The sequence below is a fragment of the Kitasatospora sp. NPDC058444 genome (assembly GCF_042721415.1).
Classification (GTDB): Bacteria; Actinomycetota; Actinomycetes; order Streptomycetales; family Streptomycetaceae; genus Kitasatospora.
The window spans coordinates 136,762-154,765 of sequence record NZ_JBHXLL010000020.1 but is presented as its reverse complement, the minus strand read 5'-3'; the positions used below and the strand labels follow the sequence as shown (position 1 = coordinate 154,765).

The window sequence follows — 18,004 nt, the reverse complement described above, 5'->3', positions numbered from 1 at the left end:
CGGAGGTGTAGGAGGCGCCGCCGCCGCCGTGGACGTGCAGGTCGACGAAGCCGGGCACGACGGTGTACCCGGTCAGGTCGAGGTCGCCGGGCTCGATGTCGCCACCGAAGGCGGCGATGCGCTCGCCCTCGACGGCGAGGCGGTCGCCCTCAACGACGCCGCCGGGCAGGACCAGCCGGGCACCGGCCAGGGAGATGCGGTTCGTGACGATCATGGGTGGATCCTGGATGCCGTCTTCGCCGTGATCGGCGGAGTCTTGGGAAGGGGAACGCCGGGTGTCCGGAGGAGGGCCGGCCGCCCGGCCCGCGGGAGCGGCCCCACGGGCCGGGCGGCACGGATCACGGCTGGACGGCCAGCGCGAACACGTGGATCGCGGGGGCGTTGGGCAGCGTGACGGAACGAATCGTCTTGCCGGGCGTCAGCGGCACGGTGTTGGTGAACACACCGTAGCTGATACCGAAGTTGGCCGGACCGGCGGGCGTGTTGCGGTGGTCCATGGTGAAGGCGGTCTTCGCACCGTAGGCGTCGGTCGGGGTGCAGCACCAGTTGGGGAAGCCGAGCTCGCCGGTGCTGGTGGTGCCGTCGGTGTAGGCGACGGTGACCGTTCCGGAGGCGAAGCCCGCCTCGGCACCGAGGAAGCCCAGCGCCTGGCCCTGGCCGCTGAAGGTGATCTCCTGACCGGCGGCCGACACGTTGTCGCTGGTGCCGGCGGCAGCGGACGGCCAGGTGAAGCTGAGGCCGTTGGCGCTGATCGTGGCACCCGGGGTGGCGCCGGCCGCGGCCAGGGCCTGCGCCGAGTAGCTGTCCCCGGCGCCGTCGAAGTCGCCGGGAGCGGTGTCGCTCTCGGAGGTGGCGCCGACGTTGTCGAACGCGGCCTCGAGCGACGGGTAGGGCACGGTCCGCACGATCGTCTGCTGACCGCTGACGGTGTCGGCTCCGGCCGACTGGGCCCGGTAGCTCGCGGTGGCGGTGATCGCCGTGACCGTGGTGCCGGGGGTGCCCTGGGGGCCGCTCACCCTCACCGTGGCCGACGCGGTTCCGCCCGGCGCGACGCGCGGCAGCGCGGCGGTCGCCGGGGTGACGGTCCAGCCGGCCGGAGCGCTGATCCGCAGCTGGGTGTCGGTCAGCGCGACGGCGCCGTGGTCGGCCAGGGTGATCCGGTACGTCCCGGGGTCCTGGTCCGTGCTGACGTCCTGCCAGGTGATGGCGGTGGCGGGGGCCACACCGCGGCCCGCGCCGGGGTGGACCCGGTAGAGCACCGTGGCGTGCGGCGGCACGTCCGCGGAGATCACGCCGGTCGTCGCGGTGGCCTTCTTGCTCACCAGGTCGTCGAGCCGGTAGTCGGCTGCGGCGGGCAGGCCCGCCCGGGCGGCGGTCGTGGTGATGGTCTGCGCGGTGTCGGAGGAGTTGAAGAGCGCGACCGCGCGGTCCCCGCCGGCCAGCGGCTTGCTCAGCACGTCGTAGCCGGTTCCGTGCTGGACGAGACGCCCCTGGACGCCCAGCCGGTCCTGGTCGACGGCGATGACGTCGCGGTTGCCGAGCACCTCCAGCGCGGCCGGGGAGAGCTGGGTGAGGTCGGTGCTGGAGATGAGCGGCGCGGCCATCATCGCCCACAGCGAGACCTGGCTCTGGATCTCGTCCTGGCTGAGCCCGGAGTCTCCGGCGAGCAGGAAGTCGGGGTCGTTCCACCGGCCGGGTCGCTGCAGATCGGCCAGGCCGACGTTGTAGCCGTAGTTGTACGTGATCGACGCCCACTTGGCGGCGCCGCTCTCCTGGCCGAGCGCGATGTCCCTGCCCTCCCGCCACAGGTTGCCGAGCGGCGCGGACCAGCGGATCACCGATTCCCAGTTCGGCGCGCCCTCGAAGTAGGCGGGTGCGGAGATCGAGAAGACCATCGGGCGGTGGGTGTCGAGCAGCGCCCGGCTCATCGCCGTGTAGGTGTCGCGGTAACTCTGCTCCTCGGTCTCACCGGGCTTGGTGGGGACGTTGCAGCCGTCGAGCTTGACGTAGTCGACCGCCCAGGACGCGAACAGGTCCGCGTCCTGCTGCCAGTGGTCGAGCGAGCCGGGGTAGCCGCCGCAGGTGGTGGTCCCGGCGTCCTCGTAGATGCCGAACTTCAGCCCGAGGTCGTGGATTTGGCGCCCGATGTAGGCCATCCCGTGCGGGAACAGGACCGGGTCGGCGACCAGGTCGCCCTGGGCGTCGCGCTGATGGGTCATCCAGCAGTCGTCGATGGTGACGGTGTCGTACCCCTTCTTCGCCAGCCCGGTGGTGACCAGGGCCCGGGCGTTGCCGAGGATCGTCTTCTCGTCGATCCCGCACTGGTAGTACGACCAGTCGTTCCAGCCCATGGGCGGGGTGGGGGCGTAGTTGGGGTACTCGGCGACGGCACCGGGCGGGGTGGGCTCCGCGGCGACCGCTGGCTGGGCCAGGAACGCCGCGGAGGACACGGCGGCGAGCGTCGTGCAGCAGGCGACGGTGGCACGGAGCCACCGGGGGAAGGCAGTTGACACGCTTCGACCTCACGCAATCTCGGGGCCAGGGCATGGGTGGCTGCTGTTGTCTCAGCGCCGGATCATTTGTACGGGGCCCTGCTCGTTCCTGACAAGATTGCGGCAGAAATAATCACCAACGCGCACAGTGCGTGCATCATGTGAGCACGGGGCGCCGGAGTGCCCGTCGGCCCGTGCCGAGCGCGCCCTACAGGCCCGCCGCGCACCGGCGACGACGCACCTGAGACCGCGCAGCGAGCGGGGCGGCGGACTGCTCGTCCGCCGCCCCGCTCGCGCAGCCGGCCGACCGGCCGGCCGGCCGAGATCAGCGGCCGGTGGTGACGACCATCCGGAACCGGGCCCGGCCGGCGGCCATCTTCGCGACGGCGGCGGCGGTCTCCTCCAGGGGGACTTCCTCGGTCCAGGCCCGCACGCCGGTCCGGGCGGCGAAGCGCAGGGTGTCCTGGGTGTCCAGGGCGGCGCCGGAGGAGTGGGCGTAGACCCTGCGGTCAGCGGCGATCAGCTGCAGCGGGCTGATGCTGAGCCGGTCCGGGCTGACGCCGACGATGACGAGTTCGCCGCGGCGGCCCAGGCCGTCGACGGTGGCGGACATGGCGTCGGCGTTGGTGACGGTGGCCAGGACCACCTTGGCGCCGCCGAGGGCCTGGAGGGCGTCGGCGACGGAGCCGGCGGTGCTGTCGATGTAGTGGTCGGCGCCGAGCTTGTGGGCCAGCGGCTCCTTCTCGGCGCCGCGGGCGATGGCGACGGTGCGGAAGCCCATGGCGTGGGCGAACTGGACACCCAGGTGCCCGAGGCCGCCCAGCCCGAGGATCGCGACGGTGTCGCCGGGGCGGGCGGCGGAACGGCGCAGGGCGTTGAAGACGGTCACGCCGGCGCAGGCCAGTGGCGCGGCCTCGGCGGCGGTCAGCTCGTCGGGCACGGCCGCGAGCGCGTCCGCCGGCACGACGACGGAGTCCGCGTAGCCGCCGGGGTAGGCGGCGCCGGGGATCTGTAGCTGCGGGCAGAGGATGGCGTCGCCGTCGCGGCAGGCGTCGCAGCGTCCGCAGCTGCCGCCGAACCAGCCCACCGCGACCCGGTCGCCGAGCTGCCGGCCCTCGACGCCGTCTCCGAGGGCGTCGATGCGGCCGGCGATCTCGTGACCGGGGGTGACCGGGAAGGTGGTGCCGGGCAGCAGGCCGGCGGCGATCAGCAGGTCGGAGTGGCAGACGCCGCACGCCTCGACGGCGATGCGGACCGTTCCGGGGCCGGGCTCGCGCAGCGGGACTTCGACCAGCGCGGGCTCCGCCTGCGGGTCGGCGACCTGGACGGCGCGCACGACGCCGCCGACGGGGGTGGGGGTGGGGGCCATGGGAGAGGTCCTTCGTGACGGGGGTCGGCGCGGGGCGGGGCCCGCACACGCTGACCACACCAGCTTGATACGTCCGTCCCAGGTCGGCCACGCGCTGCCCGTCCGACGAGACGGTCGGTACGCCGTCGGGACCTCCGGCGTCCGACACGGGTCCACGCCGGTTGTCACCTGAAACCAAAACAGCGCCCCCGCCCCGGGCAGTGCCGGGGCGGGGGCGCCGTTGGTGGGGTGTGCGCAGGTCAGCTCCGGCTGGCCACCAGCTGGCTGGAGCCGTCCGGCAGGCCCGCGATGGCGGCGCGCTGAGCCGGGAAGGTGCTCGCGCCGTACGCGCCCTGGACGGCGGCGAAGCCGGACCAGACGCCGTTGGTGAAGCGGGACTCGTGGTAGACGTTCCCGTCGTTGCCGACCACCGCCACCTGGGACGAACCGTCCGGCAGAGCGGCGATGCCGACCGTCCGCGCGGCCATGGTGGGCGCGCCGACCCCGGAGATCGGGGCGAAGCCGGACCAGACGCCGTTGGTGAAGCGGGACTCGTGGTAGACGTTCCCGTCACTGCCGATCGCCAGGACCTGCGAGGAGCCGTCCGGCATGCCCGCGATGGCGACCCGCGAGGCCGTCATCCGCGAGCTGTTCACACCGGAGAGCGGGGCGAAACCGGACCAGGTGCCGTCGGAGAAACGGGTCTCGTGGTAGACGTTCCCGTCACTGCCGATCGCCAGGACCTGGGCGGACCCGTCGGGCATGCCGGCGATGGCGACGTCCGAGGCCAGCATGGCCGGGGTGCCGACCCCGGGGAGCCTTCCGTAGCCGGACCAGTTGCCGTCGGCGAGGCGGATCCGGTGGTAGACGTTGCCGTCACCGCCGATGGTCAGCACCTGCGAGGAGCCGTCCGGCATGCCCGCGATGCCGGTCCGGCGGGCCTGCGTGGCCGGGGTGCCGTCGTCGGGCAGCGCGGCGAAGCCGCTCCAACCGCCGTTCGCGGCGCGGACCCCGTGGTAGAGCCGGCCGTCCAGGCCGATGCCAAGCTCCTGCGAGGAGCCGCCCGGCAGGCCGGTGATCGCGGCCTCGGAGCCGCGGAAGACGCCCGCCCCGCCCGTCAGCGGGCTGAAGCCGGGCCAGGCGCCCGAGCTCTGGCGCACGCCGAGGAAGAATGCGGAGGACTGGGACGGCGGGGCCGCGGTGAGCTGGATGTCCAGGTAGTCCTGGTCGATCCCGATCGAGTAGCCGCCCCAGGTCTCCGGGCTCTGCGGCGAGGCGTACTGGTGGGCGCGCTGGTGGTTGCTCCAGTAGCCGGCCGGGATCGCCGGGTCCGCGGTGTCCTCCTTGCCGTTCCAGTTGGCGCTGAAGACGGCGTCGGGCATGGTGTACGCGCTGTTGCCGGCGTTGGCGGCCAGGTCCTTCATGCCGGACGAGGAGCTGCTGTAGACACCGGAGTTGTAGCCCCAGGCGTGCAGTTCGTTGGTCCAGGCGGTGAGGAAGGCGAGCACCGTGGCCGAGTACTGCGGGGTGGTGTACGCCTCCATGTCGTAGTAGAGGACCGTGCCGGGGCCGAAGCCGAGCGCCTGGGCCTGGCTCACCGCGTCGTCGGCGGCGTTGGCGCCCTCGGTGGTGGGATAGGTGATCTTCGGGGCCTGCACGCCGACGTACAGCGGCATGAAGGCCCAGCCCGCGGCCTGCTGCTGCTGGACCCACGAGGCCGTCAGGTTCGGCTGGGCGCAGCCCCGCCGAACTCCGCCGATGTAGATGCCGACCGCCCGGTACGGGGAGGAGGCCATCCACGCGTTCATCGCGGCGCCGGAGGGCGCCGTACAGGCGTCGAACCCCTTGCCGGTGTAGTTCGTCGCCGACGCGGGTATCGACGCCGCCGCGGCCGGTGCGGCCTGGACGGACGGCGCGGCCATGGCCTGGACGGACGGCGCGGCAGCGGTGCCGGCGGACTTCGGGGCGACGGCCGCCCGGGCCCCGGCGGGCGCCGGCTGCGGCCGCTGCGTCGGCGCGGGGGTGAGCCCGGCGCCGGTGATGATCCGCCGCACCAGCGACTGGTCCGTGTCGTACGTCCCGGTCACCGCGACGGCACCGTCGTTCGCCCGGATCGTCTGCGCGACGGGGTTGGAGCCCTCCCGGTCCGGTGCGGCGCCGGCGGCCGGCTCGACCAGCAGTGCCTCCGCGCGGCCGGTCAACCGCGGCGGGCAGACCTGCTGTTCGCCCGGGTGACCGAGGTACACCGCGTGCTGGTCGAAGCGGACGCAGGCCTGCGGGTCCGCGGCCAGATCCACCACGGGCCAGGCCGTGGGCACCCGGAAGACGTGGCCCTGGTACGTCACCGCCTTGGTGTCCGGACCAGCGGCGGGGGCTGCTACGGCGGTGCCTGCGACGGCGGGCGCCGCCACGAGCACGGCCGCCACGACGGCCGCGGCGCTCCGGAGCGCTGTCATTGGGGACTTCACCCAGATATCTCCTGACGTGACGAAAGGCCGCACGCCGAGGAGTCGGCGTGCGGCGTCGGCCACGATATCCGCGCCCCCGAGGGGTGCTGCCACAGGCCCCTCCCGCCCGGTCCGTCGATCCGACCGGCCGTCAGTCTCCGTTCCCGGACGGCCCGATCGATCGTGGGCGACCGAACGGGCCTCGGGCACACCGTCGGGACACGGCTCGAACCGACGGACCGAGACGTCACCCCGGCCCGGAGCACGATCTCCAACCGGCCGCCCCGGGCCCGCGCCCTCAGGTCGGCGTCCCGGCCCGCCCCCGAACACCGCCCCGAACACCGCCCCGAACACCGCCGCCCCCTCGCGGTCCAGGGCTACCGGACCGGACGGGCCGCCATCAGGCGAACGGCTCCGGCGTCACCCCGTCAAGTCCCGTAGCGGCACAGGCCGGCGAGTGTGTTCGGGACTTCAAGGCCTGATCTCCCACTGCCTCACGCCGGAGTTCGGCACTCAGTCCCGAGCGCGGCCCGGGGAGTGCAGGCGGTCGACCAGGGGCGATGGATCGGGAGCGCCGGGCGCGAGGACCGGCGCTCCCCACGAGGTCCGCCCCCGGCCGGAGCCGGGATGCCGGCCGCGGCCGGGGACAGGACCTGACGAAGCACTACTGGGCGGGCCGCTCGGCTCCGCGGAGCAGGTCGGCGAGGGCCGACGCGGGGGTCGATCCCCCGGTGCTGTGCCACGCGATGTGACCGTCCGGCCGGACGAGAAGGGCTCCGTCCGCACCGATCCCGAGCAGTTCGGGGCAGCGGCCGTCCGGGCTGGTGACGTCACGCCCGATGACGACGGTCCGTTGCACCATGCCCTCCCAGGTCTCCGCGGGCTCCCCGGGCTCCCCTGGCTCCCCTGGCTTCGCGGGCTGCGCGCCGGAGTCCTCGCCGGACTCCGGGCACGGCTCCGCGAGGGAATCCGCCCAGCCGGTTCCCTTCGGCCCGGTGATGAGGGTGAAGCCCGGCCCGAGGAGGTCGTGGGTGGACACCCGTTCCCCGTCGCGTTCGACCCAGGCGTGCGGAAGTCGCGCTCCGGGGACGGCGGTCGGCGTGTAGTCGGTCGCCGAGGGCGGGGGGCCGCCCACGCCGAACACCTGCCGGGCCGCCCCGTAGACGTAACCGATCTCCTGGTTGAGCGCGTCGAAGTGCGGGCGCTGCCGGGGGACGGCCTCCGCGATCCGCCGGCGTTCCGCCGCGGCGACCGCCGGGTCCGGACCGGCGAGGCGTGCGGCGATCGCGGCCGTCTCGGGCCCGATGCCGACCTCGGCCATCTTGATGGCGTTCAGCATGCTGTGGCGGGCGTTCTCGACGGCGATGGGTCGGCGTTCCCGCTCGTAGCTGTCGAGCAGGGCGTCGGAAGCACGGCCGCCCAGCACGGCGGCGAGTTTCCAGCCGAGGTTGTCCGCGTCGGCGAGGCCGCTGTTCATGCCGAGGCCGCCGGTCGGCGGGAACTGGTGCGCCGCGTCGCCGACGAGGAGGACCCGGCCGCTGCGGTAGGTCTCGGCGGTCCGGGCCGTCAGGGTCCACGACCCCACGGAACGGATGTCCACGTCGAGTTCGGTGGTTCCGACGGCGTCCCGGATGATCTGGGCGCACCGTTCGGGCGGGTAGTCCTGCGGCGATTCGACGGCCGGGTCGAAGCTCCGCTGGAAGGTCCACCGGCGGGCGCCGTCCATCCCGATGAGGACTCCCGGGGAGGTGTCGTTGATCAGCCAGACCAGCAGGGCGGGGTCCTGGCGCATCCACGGGGAGAGATCGGCGTGGAAGTAGATGTTCAGCTGGTGGCCGAGGACCGGCGAGCCTTCCATCGCGATGCCGAGCTTGTCGCGCGTGCTCCCGACCGCTCCGTCCGCCGCCACGACGTAACGGGTGCGCAGGATCTGCCGCCCGCCCGCGCCGTCCAGGGTGACGTCGACGGCGTCACCGTGGTCCGTCACCTCCACGACGGTGGTGTCGTAGTGGACAGCGGCCGCGCCCTGGGCGAGGACCGCGTCCAGGAGGTGCTGCTGCACCCGGTCCTGGGCGCAGGAGGCGAGCTGCTCGGCGGAGGCGTGGGCCCGCTGCGTGAGCGAGTTCTGCGTGCCGTCCGCGAAGTCGATCCGGCCCAGGGGCTCCCCGGCGAGGGTCTGCTTCCACAGGATGGTGCCGGCCTGGGCCGGGTCGACCGCGTCCGCCCGGACGGCGTCCGCGATGCCCCAGGCGCGGAACAGTTCCATGGACCGGGTGTTGACGACGTGGGCCCGGGGGTGCGGGTTGATCCCGCCGTACTGTTCGCAGACGACACTGCGGACGCCGTGGCGGCCGAGGACGAGTGCGGTGGCCAGTCCCACGGGACCGGCTCCGATGATGACGACCGGGGTGTCGATGTCCGTCATGCGCGCCTGACCAGGTCGGCGAGGGCCTCGCCGGATTCGAAGCGTCGCACCAGGTCGTCGGGGTCGAAGTCGACCCCGATCGGGTTGGCTTCGAAGTCTCCGGACCGGAACCACTCGTCGAGCGCCTCCGCGGTGGCGAAGTTGTCGATCTGGAGCTCGACGTGGTTGCCGTCGGGGTCCTCGAAGTACATCGAGGTGGTCGGCCCGTGGTTGATGCACCAGAAGGGGGCGATGCCGCCGCCCTTCAGCCGCTGGTACGTGTCGAGCAGGTCCTTGATCGTCGCGTAGGTGAACGCCACGTGGTGGAGACCGCTGTGGGCGTCCGTCGGACGTTCGGACGCCCCGGTGGCGACCAGCGCGACGCGGTGGTGCTCATCGTCGTAGGTCAGGAAGGCGAGGGCCTCGTTGGCGAAGGCGATGCGGCCTTCGAGGACGCGTGCGTACCAGTCGGTCATGGTCGACAGGCGGCCGGTGCGCAGCACGACGTGGGCGAGTTTTTCGGGAGAAGCCATGGAGTGGCGACCTCCTTTTCGAGGGCACGGCAGCCCTCTTGACTGCCATACAAGAGAAACTTAGACACTCTCTTGTATGGCAGTCAAGAGATGGTTCAGCGCGCCGCCGCGACCGCGACCAGCGCCTCCATCAGCAGGTCGACGAGCTCCTCGGTCGGCCGGTCCAGCTCCCGATTGCTGACCAGCAGCCCTTCGAACAGCACGTGCGCCACGTCCGCCACCGGCGCGACGTCCGCCCCTTCGGGCAACCGGCTCGCGACGGCCGCGAGAAGGCGGCCCTCCAGCCACTCCTGCATGCGGGAGTAGGAATCGGCGAGGGCCGGCGACTCGCCCATGCGGTCGTACGCCTCCCGGTGGAGCCCGCGATAGGGCTGCAGGTCGACGAGGAACGTCACCAGCTGCCGCCGGGGATCACCCCCGATCGCCGGATCCGCCTCGACGCGCTCCCGCTCACGCAGGAACAGGCGGTCCAGCGCGGCGGCGAACAGTTCGTCCTTGGTCGGGAAGTACCAACGCACGGCGTTCGCCGCGACGCCCGCCGCCCTGCCGACCTCGGCCAGGCTGGTCCCCTTGTACCCCTGGGCGGCGAATAGTTCCCAGGCGCTGTCGACCAGGACGGCCTCGCGCTCGGCTTTCGGGATCTGCTGACGGTTCCTTGGCATGACAGCCAAGCCTAGGCGGCGCCCCCGCACCCCCATCCGCGCCCCCGCCCACGCCCACGCTCCACCTGCGGCTCCGGAGAACCGGAGCCCGACGATCGACGAACTCTTGACTTCGAAACAAGAGCACTCTTGACTCTGAAGCAAGAGAATTCCTTCCCACGACCCGCGGGAGTCATCGATGCGCCTCTACAGCACGGCCCTGGGCATCGCCAGGGAGGACGACCCCGGTGAGCTCTCCCTGCTCGACCTCCCCTTCTCCGACCTGGGCGCCCTCCTGCGCGGCCCCGGGGTCGCGGCGGCCCGCACGGCGGCGGTCCTCCGGCGGGTCCCTCTCGACGGGGTCCGGGTGCACGCGCCCGTCCGCCGGCCCGGGAAGATCCTGATCGTCGGCCTGAACTACCGCAGTCACGCGGAGGAGGCCCTGGAGATGTTCGCCGCGACGGGACGGCCCGACATCACCCTGCCCACCGCGCCGAACTTCCAGGTGGTCGCGGGATCCGCCGTCATCGCCCCCGACGACGACATCCACCTCCCGGCGGTCGCGCCCGGGCAGGTCGACTACGAGGGCGAAGTCGCCGCCGTCATCGGCAGGCCCGCGACCGCCGTCGACGCCGCCGACGCGCTGGACCACCTGGCCGGCCTGACCATCGCCAACGACGTCTCCGCGCGCGACATCCAGCAGCGGGTGATGTCAGGCGATCCGACCGCCTCGATCGGCGTGTCCAAGAGCTTCGACACCTTCAAGCCGCTCGGCCCCTGCCTGGTCACTCCGGACGAATTCCAGGAGCCGCTCGACCTGCGGCTGCGCACCCGGGTCAACGGCGAGGTGCGCCAGGACGATCGCACCAGCGGCTTCATCCACGGCGTGGCCGAGCTGGTCTCCTTCCTCTCGCACTACCAGACCCTCGAACCCGGCGACGTGATCCTCACCGGAACGCCCCGTGGCGCCGGCGTGTTCTCCGGTCGCCACCTGCGCCCCGGCGATGTCGTCGAGGTCGAGGTCGAGCACCTCGGCACGCTCCGCAACCGCGTGGCGGCCGCCCCCGAGACCACCGGCGCGCCGACCGGCACCGGCCTCCCCGCCCGCACGGGGGAGGCCGGCACCGCGAGCCGGGCCCGGCCGCTTCCGGCCGCGCTTGCCGGGCCTGGCAACACCTTCCAGGATTAATGCATAATTAATGCCCAGACGTTATGGTGAGCGGCATGACAGAGCAGACATGCCGCAGGTTCCAGGATCGCGTCGCCGTGGTCACCGGTGCCGCCGGCGGCATCGGCGCCGCGACCGCGCGGCGGCTGGCGGCTGAGGGGGCGACCGTGATCGTCGTCGACGTCGCCGACGCCGCGGGCCGCGCCGTGGCCGAGGAGATCGTGCGCGAAGGGGGGCGAGCCGAGTACCGGCACGGCGACGTCTCCTCCGCGGCGATGTGGGAGGAACTGGCCGCCCACGTGCGCCGGACCCACGGCCGCCTGGACGTGCTGCACAGCAACGCCTACGCCGTCGTGGTCAAACCCGCCCACGAGCTGACCGAGGACGAGTGGGACGGCCAGCTGGGGGTCACCCTCAAGGCCTCCTGGCTCGCGGTGCGGGCCTTCGCCCGGATGCTCGGCGAGACGAACGGCTCGATCGTTCTCACCTCCTCGGTGCACGCGCTGGTGGGCCTGCCGGGCCACCCGGCGTACGCCGCCGCCAAGGGGGCCCTGTGCGCGATGGGCCGTCAGCTGGCCGTCGAGTACGGGCCGCGGGTGCGGGTCAACACGGTTCTGCCGGGCCCGATCATGACGGCGGCCTGGGACCGGGTGGACGAGGCGGGACGGGCCGACAGTGTGGCCGGGACGGTCGCCGGGCGGTTCGGCAGGCCCGAGGAGGTCGCGGCCGCGGTGGCCTTCCTCGCCTCCGACGACGCCTCCTACGTCACCGGCACCACCCTCGTGGTGGACGGCGGCTGGTCGGTCGTCAAGGCGTCCTCGTGACCACGGCGAAGGACCTCGGTGAAGGACCGCGGTGAAGAGCCGCGGTGACGCGCCCCGCGCGGACGACCCGCCCCGCCCGGGGGCGCGTCGAGAGGAGGCCCGCATGGACCAGCGGCCACGAGGCCTGCACCCGCAGATCGTGGAGATCATCGGCGAACGGATCGTCCGGGGCGTGCACGCCCCGGGATCGCCGCTGTCCCCGGACCGCATCGAGGAGGAACTGGGCGTCAGCAAGACCGTGGTCCGCGAGGCGCTGCGGGTGCTGGCCGCCAAGGGGCTGATCGAATCGCGGCAGAAGCGAGGCACGTTCGTGCGCCCCCGGTCCGACTGGAAGCTGCTGGACGCCGACCTGCTGCGCTGGCAGGGCGCGGGCACCCCCGACCAGGGGTTCCTCGGCGATCTCGGCGAGGTGCGCGGCATCGTCGAACCGGCCGGCGCCCGGCTGGCCGCCCGGCGGCGCGACGAGCGGGACCTCGCCGCCCTCAGCGACGCGCTGGAGCGGATGGCCGCCGCCGGCGCGGACACCGATGCCGTCGTCGAGGCCGACCTCGCCTTCCACCGCGCGCTGCTGGCCGCCGCCCACAACGAACTGCTCACCCGCATGGAGGTGGTCATCGAGGCCGGCCTTCGGGTACGTGACCGCCTCGTGCACGGCGCCGAGCACTGGCCCGACTCCGTACCCGCCCACCGGGCCGTCCTCGACGCCGTCCGCGACCGGGACGCCGAGGCCGCCGAACGCGCCGTCCGTGCCCTGCTCGCCCAGGCCGACAGCGACCTCCTCGGCCTGGTGCACGACGACAGGAGAGAGGCCGAATGAAGATCACATCACTGGAGACGTTCCTCGTCGCACCGCGCTGGCTGTTCCTGCGCGTCGCCACCGACGAGGGCATCACCGGCTGGGGCGAACCCGTCGTCGAGGGCCGCGCCGAGACCGTCCGCGCCGCCGTCCACGAACTCGCCGACCACCTCGTCGGCGAGGACCCGCTGCGCATCGAACACCACTGGCAGGTGCTCACCAAGGGCGGCTTCTACCGCGGCGGACCGGTGCTCTCCAGCGCCGTCGCCGGCATCGACCAGGCCCTGTGGGACATCGCCGGCAAGGCCTACGGCGTCCCCGTCCACCAGCTGCTCGGCGGCCCGGTCCGCGACCGCCTGCGCGTCTACGCCTGGATCGGCGGCGACGAACCGGCCGAGCTGGTCGACCAGGCGCGCGCCCAGGTGGAGGCCGGGTTCACCGCCGTCAAGATGAACGGATCCGGCCGGCTGCGGCCCATCGACACCCCGGCCCGCACCCGCGCGGTCGTCGACCGCGTCGCCGCCGTCCGCGAGGTACTCGGCGACGAACGCGACGTGGCGGTCGACTTCCACGGCCGGATGTCCGCCGCCATGGCCCGCCGCCTCCTGCCACAACTCGAGCCGCTGCAGCCGCTGTTCGTCGAGGAACCCGTCCTGCCGGAACACTCCGACGACCTGCGCCGCCTGGTCGACGCCACCTCCGTCCCACTGGCGCTCGGCGAACGGCTGTACTCGCGCTGGGACTTCCGCTCCGTCCTGACCACCGGCATCGCCGTCGCCCAGCCGGACGTCTCGCACGCCGGCGGCATCTCCGAAGTCCGCCGGATCGCCGCCCTCGCCGAGACGTACGGCGTCACGATCGCCCCGCACTGCCCGCTCGGCCCGATCGCCCTGGCCGCCAGCATCCAACTCGGCTTCGCCACACCAAACTTCCTCATCCAGGAACAGAGCCTGGGCATCCACTACAACCGCGGCAACGACCTGCTCGACTACCTCCTCGACCCCACCCCGTTCCGCTTCACCGACGGCCACGCCGCCCGCCCCACCGGCCCCGGCCTGGGCATCGAGATCGACGAGAACGCCGTCCGCCGGGCCGCCGAGACCGGCCACCGCTGGCGCAACCCCGTCTGGCGCCACGACGACGGGTCGTTCGCGGAATGGTGACCCAGCTGGCGGCCCACCTGCCGCATCTGGCGATCACGGCCCGGACCAACCCGGCGCACGGCCACGTCGAACCCATGCCCGGCGCCGTCTTCGACCGCGCCGACGGCGTACCGCACGGAGAACCGCACATCGCCGCCACCCGCGAAACCCACCGAGGACCCGCATGGACCTGACCGCACTGCCCTACCGGACCCTGGCCATCGTGCGCGGCACGGACCGCCAGGCCGCGCTGCGCACCGTGATCGCCCTGGCCGAGGAGGGGTTCACCGGAGCCGAAGTCTCCCTCACCACCACGGACGCCCTCTGGGTGATCGAGCAGGCCCGCCGGGAGCTGGGCCCGGACGCCACGCTCGGCGCGGGCACCGTGCTGACCGCCGACGACGCCGCCCGAGCCGCGCAGGCGGGCGCCGGCTTCCTGGTGACTCCCGGCCTCGGAACCGGACTTCGGCAGGCGCCCGCCCTCGGGCTGCCGGTCCTGGCCGGTGCCCTGACACCGAGCGAGGTCATCACCGCCGTGGAGTTCGGAGCGTCGGCGGTCAAACTCTTCCCCGCCTCGCTGGGCGGCCCCGGCTACCTGAAGGCCCTGCGGGACCCCTTCCCGACCGTGCCGTTCATACCCGTCGGCGGCATCGACGCCAAGACCGCGCTCGCCCATCTGGCGGCGGGTGCGGCGGCCGTCGGGGTCGGCTCGCCGCTGGTGGGCGACGCGGCCAGTGGGGGCGACCTGACCGAGCTGCGGGCGCGGGCCGCACACTGGCGCGGCGTGCTGGACAGGACGGTGACCGCGTGAACGCCACGACCGCACCCGAAGTCGTCACCGTCGGCGAGGCGATGGCCGCCCTGCGGGCCACCGGCCCGATCAGGCTGGCCCCGCCCATGGAACTGTCGGTGGCCGGCGCGGAGGCCAACGTGGCGATCGGCCTCGCCCGCCTCGGCCACCGGGCCCGCTGGGTCGGCGCGGTGGGCGACGACTCCTTCGGCGAGCTGGTGCTGCGCACCCTGCGGGCCGAACAGGTCGACGTCACCCACGCGCGGGTCGACACCGACGGACGGCCCACCGGTCTCCTGGTGCGCGAGGACGGTCTCGTGGACCTGGCCAGGGTCGGCTACTACCGCACCGGCTCGGCCGGCTCGGCGATCGCCCCCGAACACGTGCTGCCCGCCCTCGAACCCGGGCTGCGCGTCCTGCACCTGACCGGGATCACCCCCGCCCTCGGCCCGGCGGCCGCCCGGGCCGTCCTGGCCGCCGCGGAGCGCGCCCGCGAACTGGGCGCGCTGGTCTGCCTCGACGTCAACTACCGCTCCCGGCTTTGGGATCCGGATCGCGCCCGACAGGCCCTGCTCCCGCTGGCCCGCATCAGCGACATCCTGGTCGCCTCCGCCGACGAACTGCACCTGGTCGCCGAGGACCCCGCCCTGCCGGAACCCGACGCCATCGCCGCCCTGCTCGCGCGCGGACGGCGCGAGGTCGTGATCACCCGCGGCGGCGACGGCGCCAGCGCCACCACCGCCCACGAAACCGCCGACGCCGCCGCGCGACGGGTCCCGGTCACCGACGTGATCGGCGCCGGTGACGCCTTCGTCGCCGGCTACCTGTCCGCCGTCCTCGACGGACTCGACCTGGAGGCCCGCCTGCGCCGGGCCGCCGCCACCGCCGCCTTCGCCGTCGCCACCCGCGGCGACTGGGAGGGCCTGCCGCTCCGAAGGGACCTCGCACTCCTCGACGCCCCGCCCGGGACCACCCTGCGTTGACCCGGCTGTGACGTCACACTGTGACGCCCCCGTCTCACGCCTCCCGGGTGTCCGCTTCGAACGACACCGGAGGCCATCATGCCGCGCACCCGCAAGGACGAGGCACCGCTGCTCGTCGACGCACCGGTCATCCAGGGCCGGTACGTCGACCTGGACGACTACACCGTCTCCTTCGAGACCTTCCCCGCCGACACCGACGCCACCGAGGTGTTCCGCGGACTACCCGACGACCGGTGCCAGTGCCCGCACTGGGGCCTGGTGCTGGCCGGCCGGCTGGACCTGCGCTACCGGGACCACACCGAGACCTACCGCGCCGGGGACGCCTACTACGCCCCGCCCGGCCACGTACCGGTCGTCGCGGCCGGGACGGAGACCGTCGAATTCAGCCCCGCCGCCGCACTGCGGCGGACGACGGAGGTCGTGGCCGCGAACATGGCCCCGGCCGGGGGAGGCCCGCGATGAGCACCGCACCCGCCACCGCACCCGCCGCCATCACCACCGGCACCACCGGCACCGGCATCCCGCTTCGCGAGACCGCCGCCGACTTCGTCACCTTCCTGGGCGCGCGCCTGGTGTTCTCCTGCGGCTGGCACATCACGCGCGACGGCAAGGACCGGTACTCGCGGATGTTCACCCTGGGCCTGCGGATCACCACCGTGCTGGGCAGACTCGTCCGCGCGATCGAGATCGACGACCAGGTGGAGGCGTGCCGGCGGGTGTTCGCGAGCGACACCCGCTGGACCGTGGTGCGCGGCAGCGACCTGGAGGAGGGCGAGAGCCAGGGCCTGCCGGTGTGGAGCCGCCACGTGGGCGACCCGGTGCTCGCGAGCAACCTGACCCGCTGGGTGGACTTCGCCCTGTTCATGGTGGAGGCCCTGACCACCGACGCCCTCGTCCACGAGGCTCCGGCCATCGTCGGCCGCCTCACCCCCAGCGCACTCGCCCACACCGGCGACACCGGCGACACGCGCGACCACGGCTGAGCACTGCCGTGGGCTGTCACGGTTGTACCCGGCTGCCCACTCCCCTCGACAGAGGAGGCAGGTGATCGACGCGGTCACACCCTGGTCATTCCGGCATGAGGTCGTCGGTGGCGCGCACGGCCTGCTGGAGGAGCTCGAGGGCATGGGGCTCGTTTTCCCGACCGATCACAGCGATGTCGACCACGTACTGGCCGTAGCGGAGTTCGCCGAACCAGCGTTCGCACCCGTCCACCGAGTCGCTGTAGATGAGGCAGGTGTAGGACTGCTCGTCCGCCTTCGAGCTGCCGTCGACCTCGACCGGCGGCTTGGTCCACGGTTTGTCGTCGTCCGCTATGCGCCGGTGGAAGTAGAGCCAGGCCCAGGTCGGGGAGTCGAACCGCTTGACGCTCTGCGAGAAGCCGTGGCGCAGGAAGTCGCTGCCGTGGAGCACGAAGTTCCGGTATTCCTGTTCGTCGAGCCCGGACTCGGGCAGATACACGCCCCCGGGGTAGCTCTCCCAGGGCCCCGGCCCGGGCGGGGATTGCGGCAGGAGCCGCGTGAGCTCCGGCTCCCCCCGCCACTGCCCGGCCAGCGGGACGTTCCACAGCAGGACAGCGGCCAGCGGCGGCCCGAGGACGCCCACGGCCAGGAACCGCCCGAGCCGTGTCGCAGGTATCCAACGCATCGTCACGAACGCGACGGACGCACGGAACACGCACTTGGTTGCACCCATGACGTTCGGCCAGCGCCGGAGGCCGTTCAGGGGACGCGGACCCTCCTAGAAAACTCGGATACCGGAGCTCGACTGAACACGGACAAGATTGGGGCGGACGGGCCGACAGCCGCGAAGCGCACCCCAGGCGGCCGGCCCGCACCCCGGAGGACAACCCGGGCATGTGGGTGATCAGCCAGCTCGCCCCCAACCGGTACATCATCACCGACGTCCGCGACCACAACGCCTGCCTGACCTCCGCCGATGCGCCGGTCGTCCAGCCCTGCTCGCTGTCGGACGACAGGCAGAAGTGGGAGATCACCCGGTACGAGCCCGAGCCGGGGCGCTACGGCATGGTCGGGCGGCGAGGTGAGGGCGACCACGGGGGTGGCCGGCTGGCAGCTCTCCAGCCGACTGGCCGCCGACCAGCGGTGCGCCGACAGCTTCGGCGGCGGCTGGCGGAGTTCCACGACGGCAACGGCTGGGGGCTGTGGGCCCACGGCACCCTGCCCGGCGGCACCCGGTTCTGGACCGCCATCAACGACCAGCCCGCCAACCCGTGGAGCTGAGCCACCGAACCACCGGCGGCCGGTCGACAGCCTGACGCCGACGCGCCGGACCAGCGGGAACGACGGAGCGGCCGGGGGGGCCAACGGAGCGCCCGCCCCGGCCGGGGCGCCCGCCCGGGGACCCCCCCGCCCCCACCACCCCCCCCCCCCCCCGGACCACCAAAGGGCCGAGCCCAGACACACAGACGGGGGA

17 protein-coding genes and 1 pseudogene are annotated in these 18,004 nt (G+C 73.2%); 10 read left to right on the top strand and 8 right to left on the bottom strand.

What is annotated here, in order from left to right; genetic code table 11:
* The 7 genes and pseudogenes from ACFWP2_RS22040 to ACFWP2_RS22010 all read right to left on the bottom strand — a co-directional run.
* A pseudogene (locus ACFWP2_RS22040) lies at window positions 1-214 on the bottom strand (N-acetylglucosamine-6-phosphate deacetylase); the annotation flags it as partial.
* A gap of 124 nt (window positions 215-338) precedes the next feature.
* Window positions 339-2,513: an NEW3 domain-containing protein gene (locus tag ACFWP2_RS22035; protein ID WP_380453900.1), complete on the bottom strand. Its 2,175-nt coding sequence runs from the start codon at window positions 2,511-2,513 to the stop codon at window positions 339-341.
* A gap of 304 nt (window positions 2,514-2,817) precedes the next feature.
* Window positions 2,818-3,861, bottom strand: a complete 1,044-nt coding sequence (locus ACFWP2_RS22030) for an alcohol dehydrogenase catalytic domain-containing protein (RefSeq protein WP_380453898.1) — start codon at window positions 3,859-3,861, stop codon at window positions 2,818-2,820.
* Window positions 3,862-4,100: 239 nt separating this feature from the next.
* A complete protein-coding gene (locus ACFWP2_RS22025; protein ID WP_380453896.1) occupies window positions 4,101-6,296 on the bottom strand; it encodes a glycoside hydrolase domain-containing protein in 2,196 nt (731 codons plus the stop codon).
* A gap of 655 nt (window positions 6,297-6,951) precedes the next feature.
* Window positions 6,952-8,712 (bottom strand): FAD-dependent monooxygenase, encoded by a 1,761-nt coding sequence (locus ACFWP2_RS22020; RefSeq protein WP_380453894.1) that lies wholly within the window; start codon window positions 8,710-8,712, stop codon window positions 6,952-6,954.
* Window positions 8,709-9,224 (bottom strand): VOC family protein, encoded by a 516-nt coding sequence (locus tag ACFWP2_RS22015; protein WP_380453892.1) that lies wholly within the window; start codon window positions 9,222-9,224, stop codon window positions 8,709-8,711. The genes ACFWP2_RS22020 and ACFWP2_RS22015 overlap by 4 nt, the downstream gene beginning before the upstream one ends.
* 95 nt (window positions 9,225-9,319) lie before the next feature.
* Window positions 9,320-9,886, bottom strand: coding sequence for a TetR/AcrR family transcriptional regulator (locus ACFWP2_RS22010; protein WP_380453890.1), 567 nt, complete (start codon window positions 9,884-9,886; stop codon window positions 9,320-9,322).
* 178 nt (window positions 9,887-10,064) lie between these two features.
* Between ACFWP2_RS22010 and ACFWP2_RS22005 the strand changes: the two genes are divergently transcribed.
* The 9 genes from ACFWP2_RS22005 to ACFWP2_RS21965 all read left to right on the top strand — a co-directional run bounded on the left by ACFWP2_RS22005 (window position 10,065) and on the right by ACFWP2_RS21965 (window position 16,551).
* The gene (locus ACFWP2_RS22005; RefSeq protein ID WP_380453888.1) at window positions 10,065-11,054 is read left to right on the top strand and encodes a fumarylacetoacetate hydrolase family protein; all 990 of its coding nucleotides are present in this window, start codon (window positions 10,065-10,067) and stop codon (window positions 11,052-11,054) included.
* A 35-nt stretch (window positions 11,055-11,089) separates the two neighbouring features.
* Entirely contained in the window at window positions 11,090-11,857 is a 768-nt protein-coding gene (locus ACFWP2_RS22000) for an SDR family NAD(P)-dependent oxidoreductase (protein ID WP_380453886.1), read from the top strand.
* A gap of 103 nt (window positions 11,858-11,960) precedes the next feature.
* A complete protein-coding gene (locus ACFWP2_RS21995) occupies window positions 11,961-12,674 on the top strand; it encodes a FadR/GntR family transcriptional regulator (protein WP_380453884.1) in 714 nt (237 codons plus the stop codon).
* Window positions 12,671-13,816, top strand: a complete 1,146-nt coding sequence (gene dgoD / locus ACFWP2_RS21990; RefSeq protein WP_380453882.1) for a galactonate dehydratase — start codon at window positions 12,671-12,673, stop codon at window positions 13,814-13,816. Before ACFWP2_RS21995 ends, dgoD begins: the two co-directional genes overlap by 4 nt.
* Complete coding sequence (locus ACFWP2_RS21985) at window positions 13,810-13,989, top strand: hypothetical protein (RefSeq protein WP_380453880.1); 180 nt, start codon at window positions 13,810-13,812, stop codon at window positions 13,987-13,989. Before dgoD ends, ACFWP2_RS21985 begins: the two co-directional genes overlap by 7 nt.
* On the top strand, window positions 13,980-14,606 hold the full coding sequence (locus tag ACFWP2_RS21980; RefSeq protein WP_380453878.1) for a bifunctional 4-hydroxy-2-oxoglutarate aldolase/2-dehydro-3-deoxy-phosphogluconate aldolase: 627 nt from the start codon (window positions 13,980-13,982) through the stop codon (window positions 14,604-14,606). Before ACFWP2_RS21985 ends, ACFWP2_RS21980 begins: the two co-directional genes overlap by 10 nt.
* Window positions 14,603-15,568, top strand: coding sequence for a sugar kinase (locus tag ACFWP2_RS21975; RefSeq protein ID WP_380453876.1), 966 nt, complete (start codon window positions 14,603-14,605; stop codon window positions 15,566-15,568). The genes ACFWP2_RS21980 and ACFWP2_RS21975 overlap by 4 nt, the downstream gene beginning before the upstream one ends.
* A 78-nt stretch (window positions 15,569-15,646) precedes the next feature.
* Entirely contained in the window at window positions 15,647-16,030 is a 384-nt protein-coding gene (locus tag ACFWP2_RS21970) for a hypothetical protein (protein WP_380453874.1), read from the top strand.
* Entirely contained in the window at window positions 16,027-16,551 is a 525-nt protein-coding gene (locus tag ACFWP2_RS21965) for a hypothetical protein (RefSeq protein ID WP_380453872.1), read from the top strand. The genes ACFWP2_RS21970 and ACFWP2_RS21965 overlap by 4 nt, the downstream gene beginning before the upstream one ends.
* A gap of 85 nt (window positions 16,552-16,636) precedes the next feature.
* Here ACFWP2_RS21965 and ACFWP2_RS21960 read toward each other — a convergent pair whose 3' ends face one another.
* Window positions 16,637-17,215 (bottom strand): hypothetical protein, encoded by a 579-nt coding sequence (locus tag ACFWP2_RS21960; protein ID WP_380453870.1) that lies wholly within the window; start codon window positions 17,213-17,215, stop codon window positions 16,637-16,639.
* A gap of 209 nt (window positions 17,216-17,424) precedes the next feature.
* Between ACFWP2_RS21960 and ACFWP2_RS21955 the strand changes: the two genes are divergently transcribed.
* Window positions 17,425-17,811 carry a hypothetical protein gene (locus ACFWP2_RS21955; protein ID WP_380453868.1) on the top strand — a complete coding sequence of 129 codons (387 nt, stop codon included), beginning with the start codon at window positions 17,425-17,427 and terminating at the stop codon, window positions 17,809-17,811.
* Window positions 17,812-18,004 lie beyond the last annotated feature (193 nt).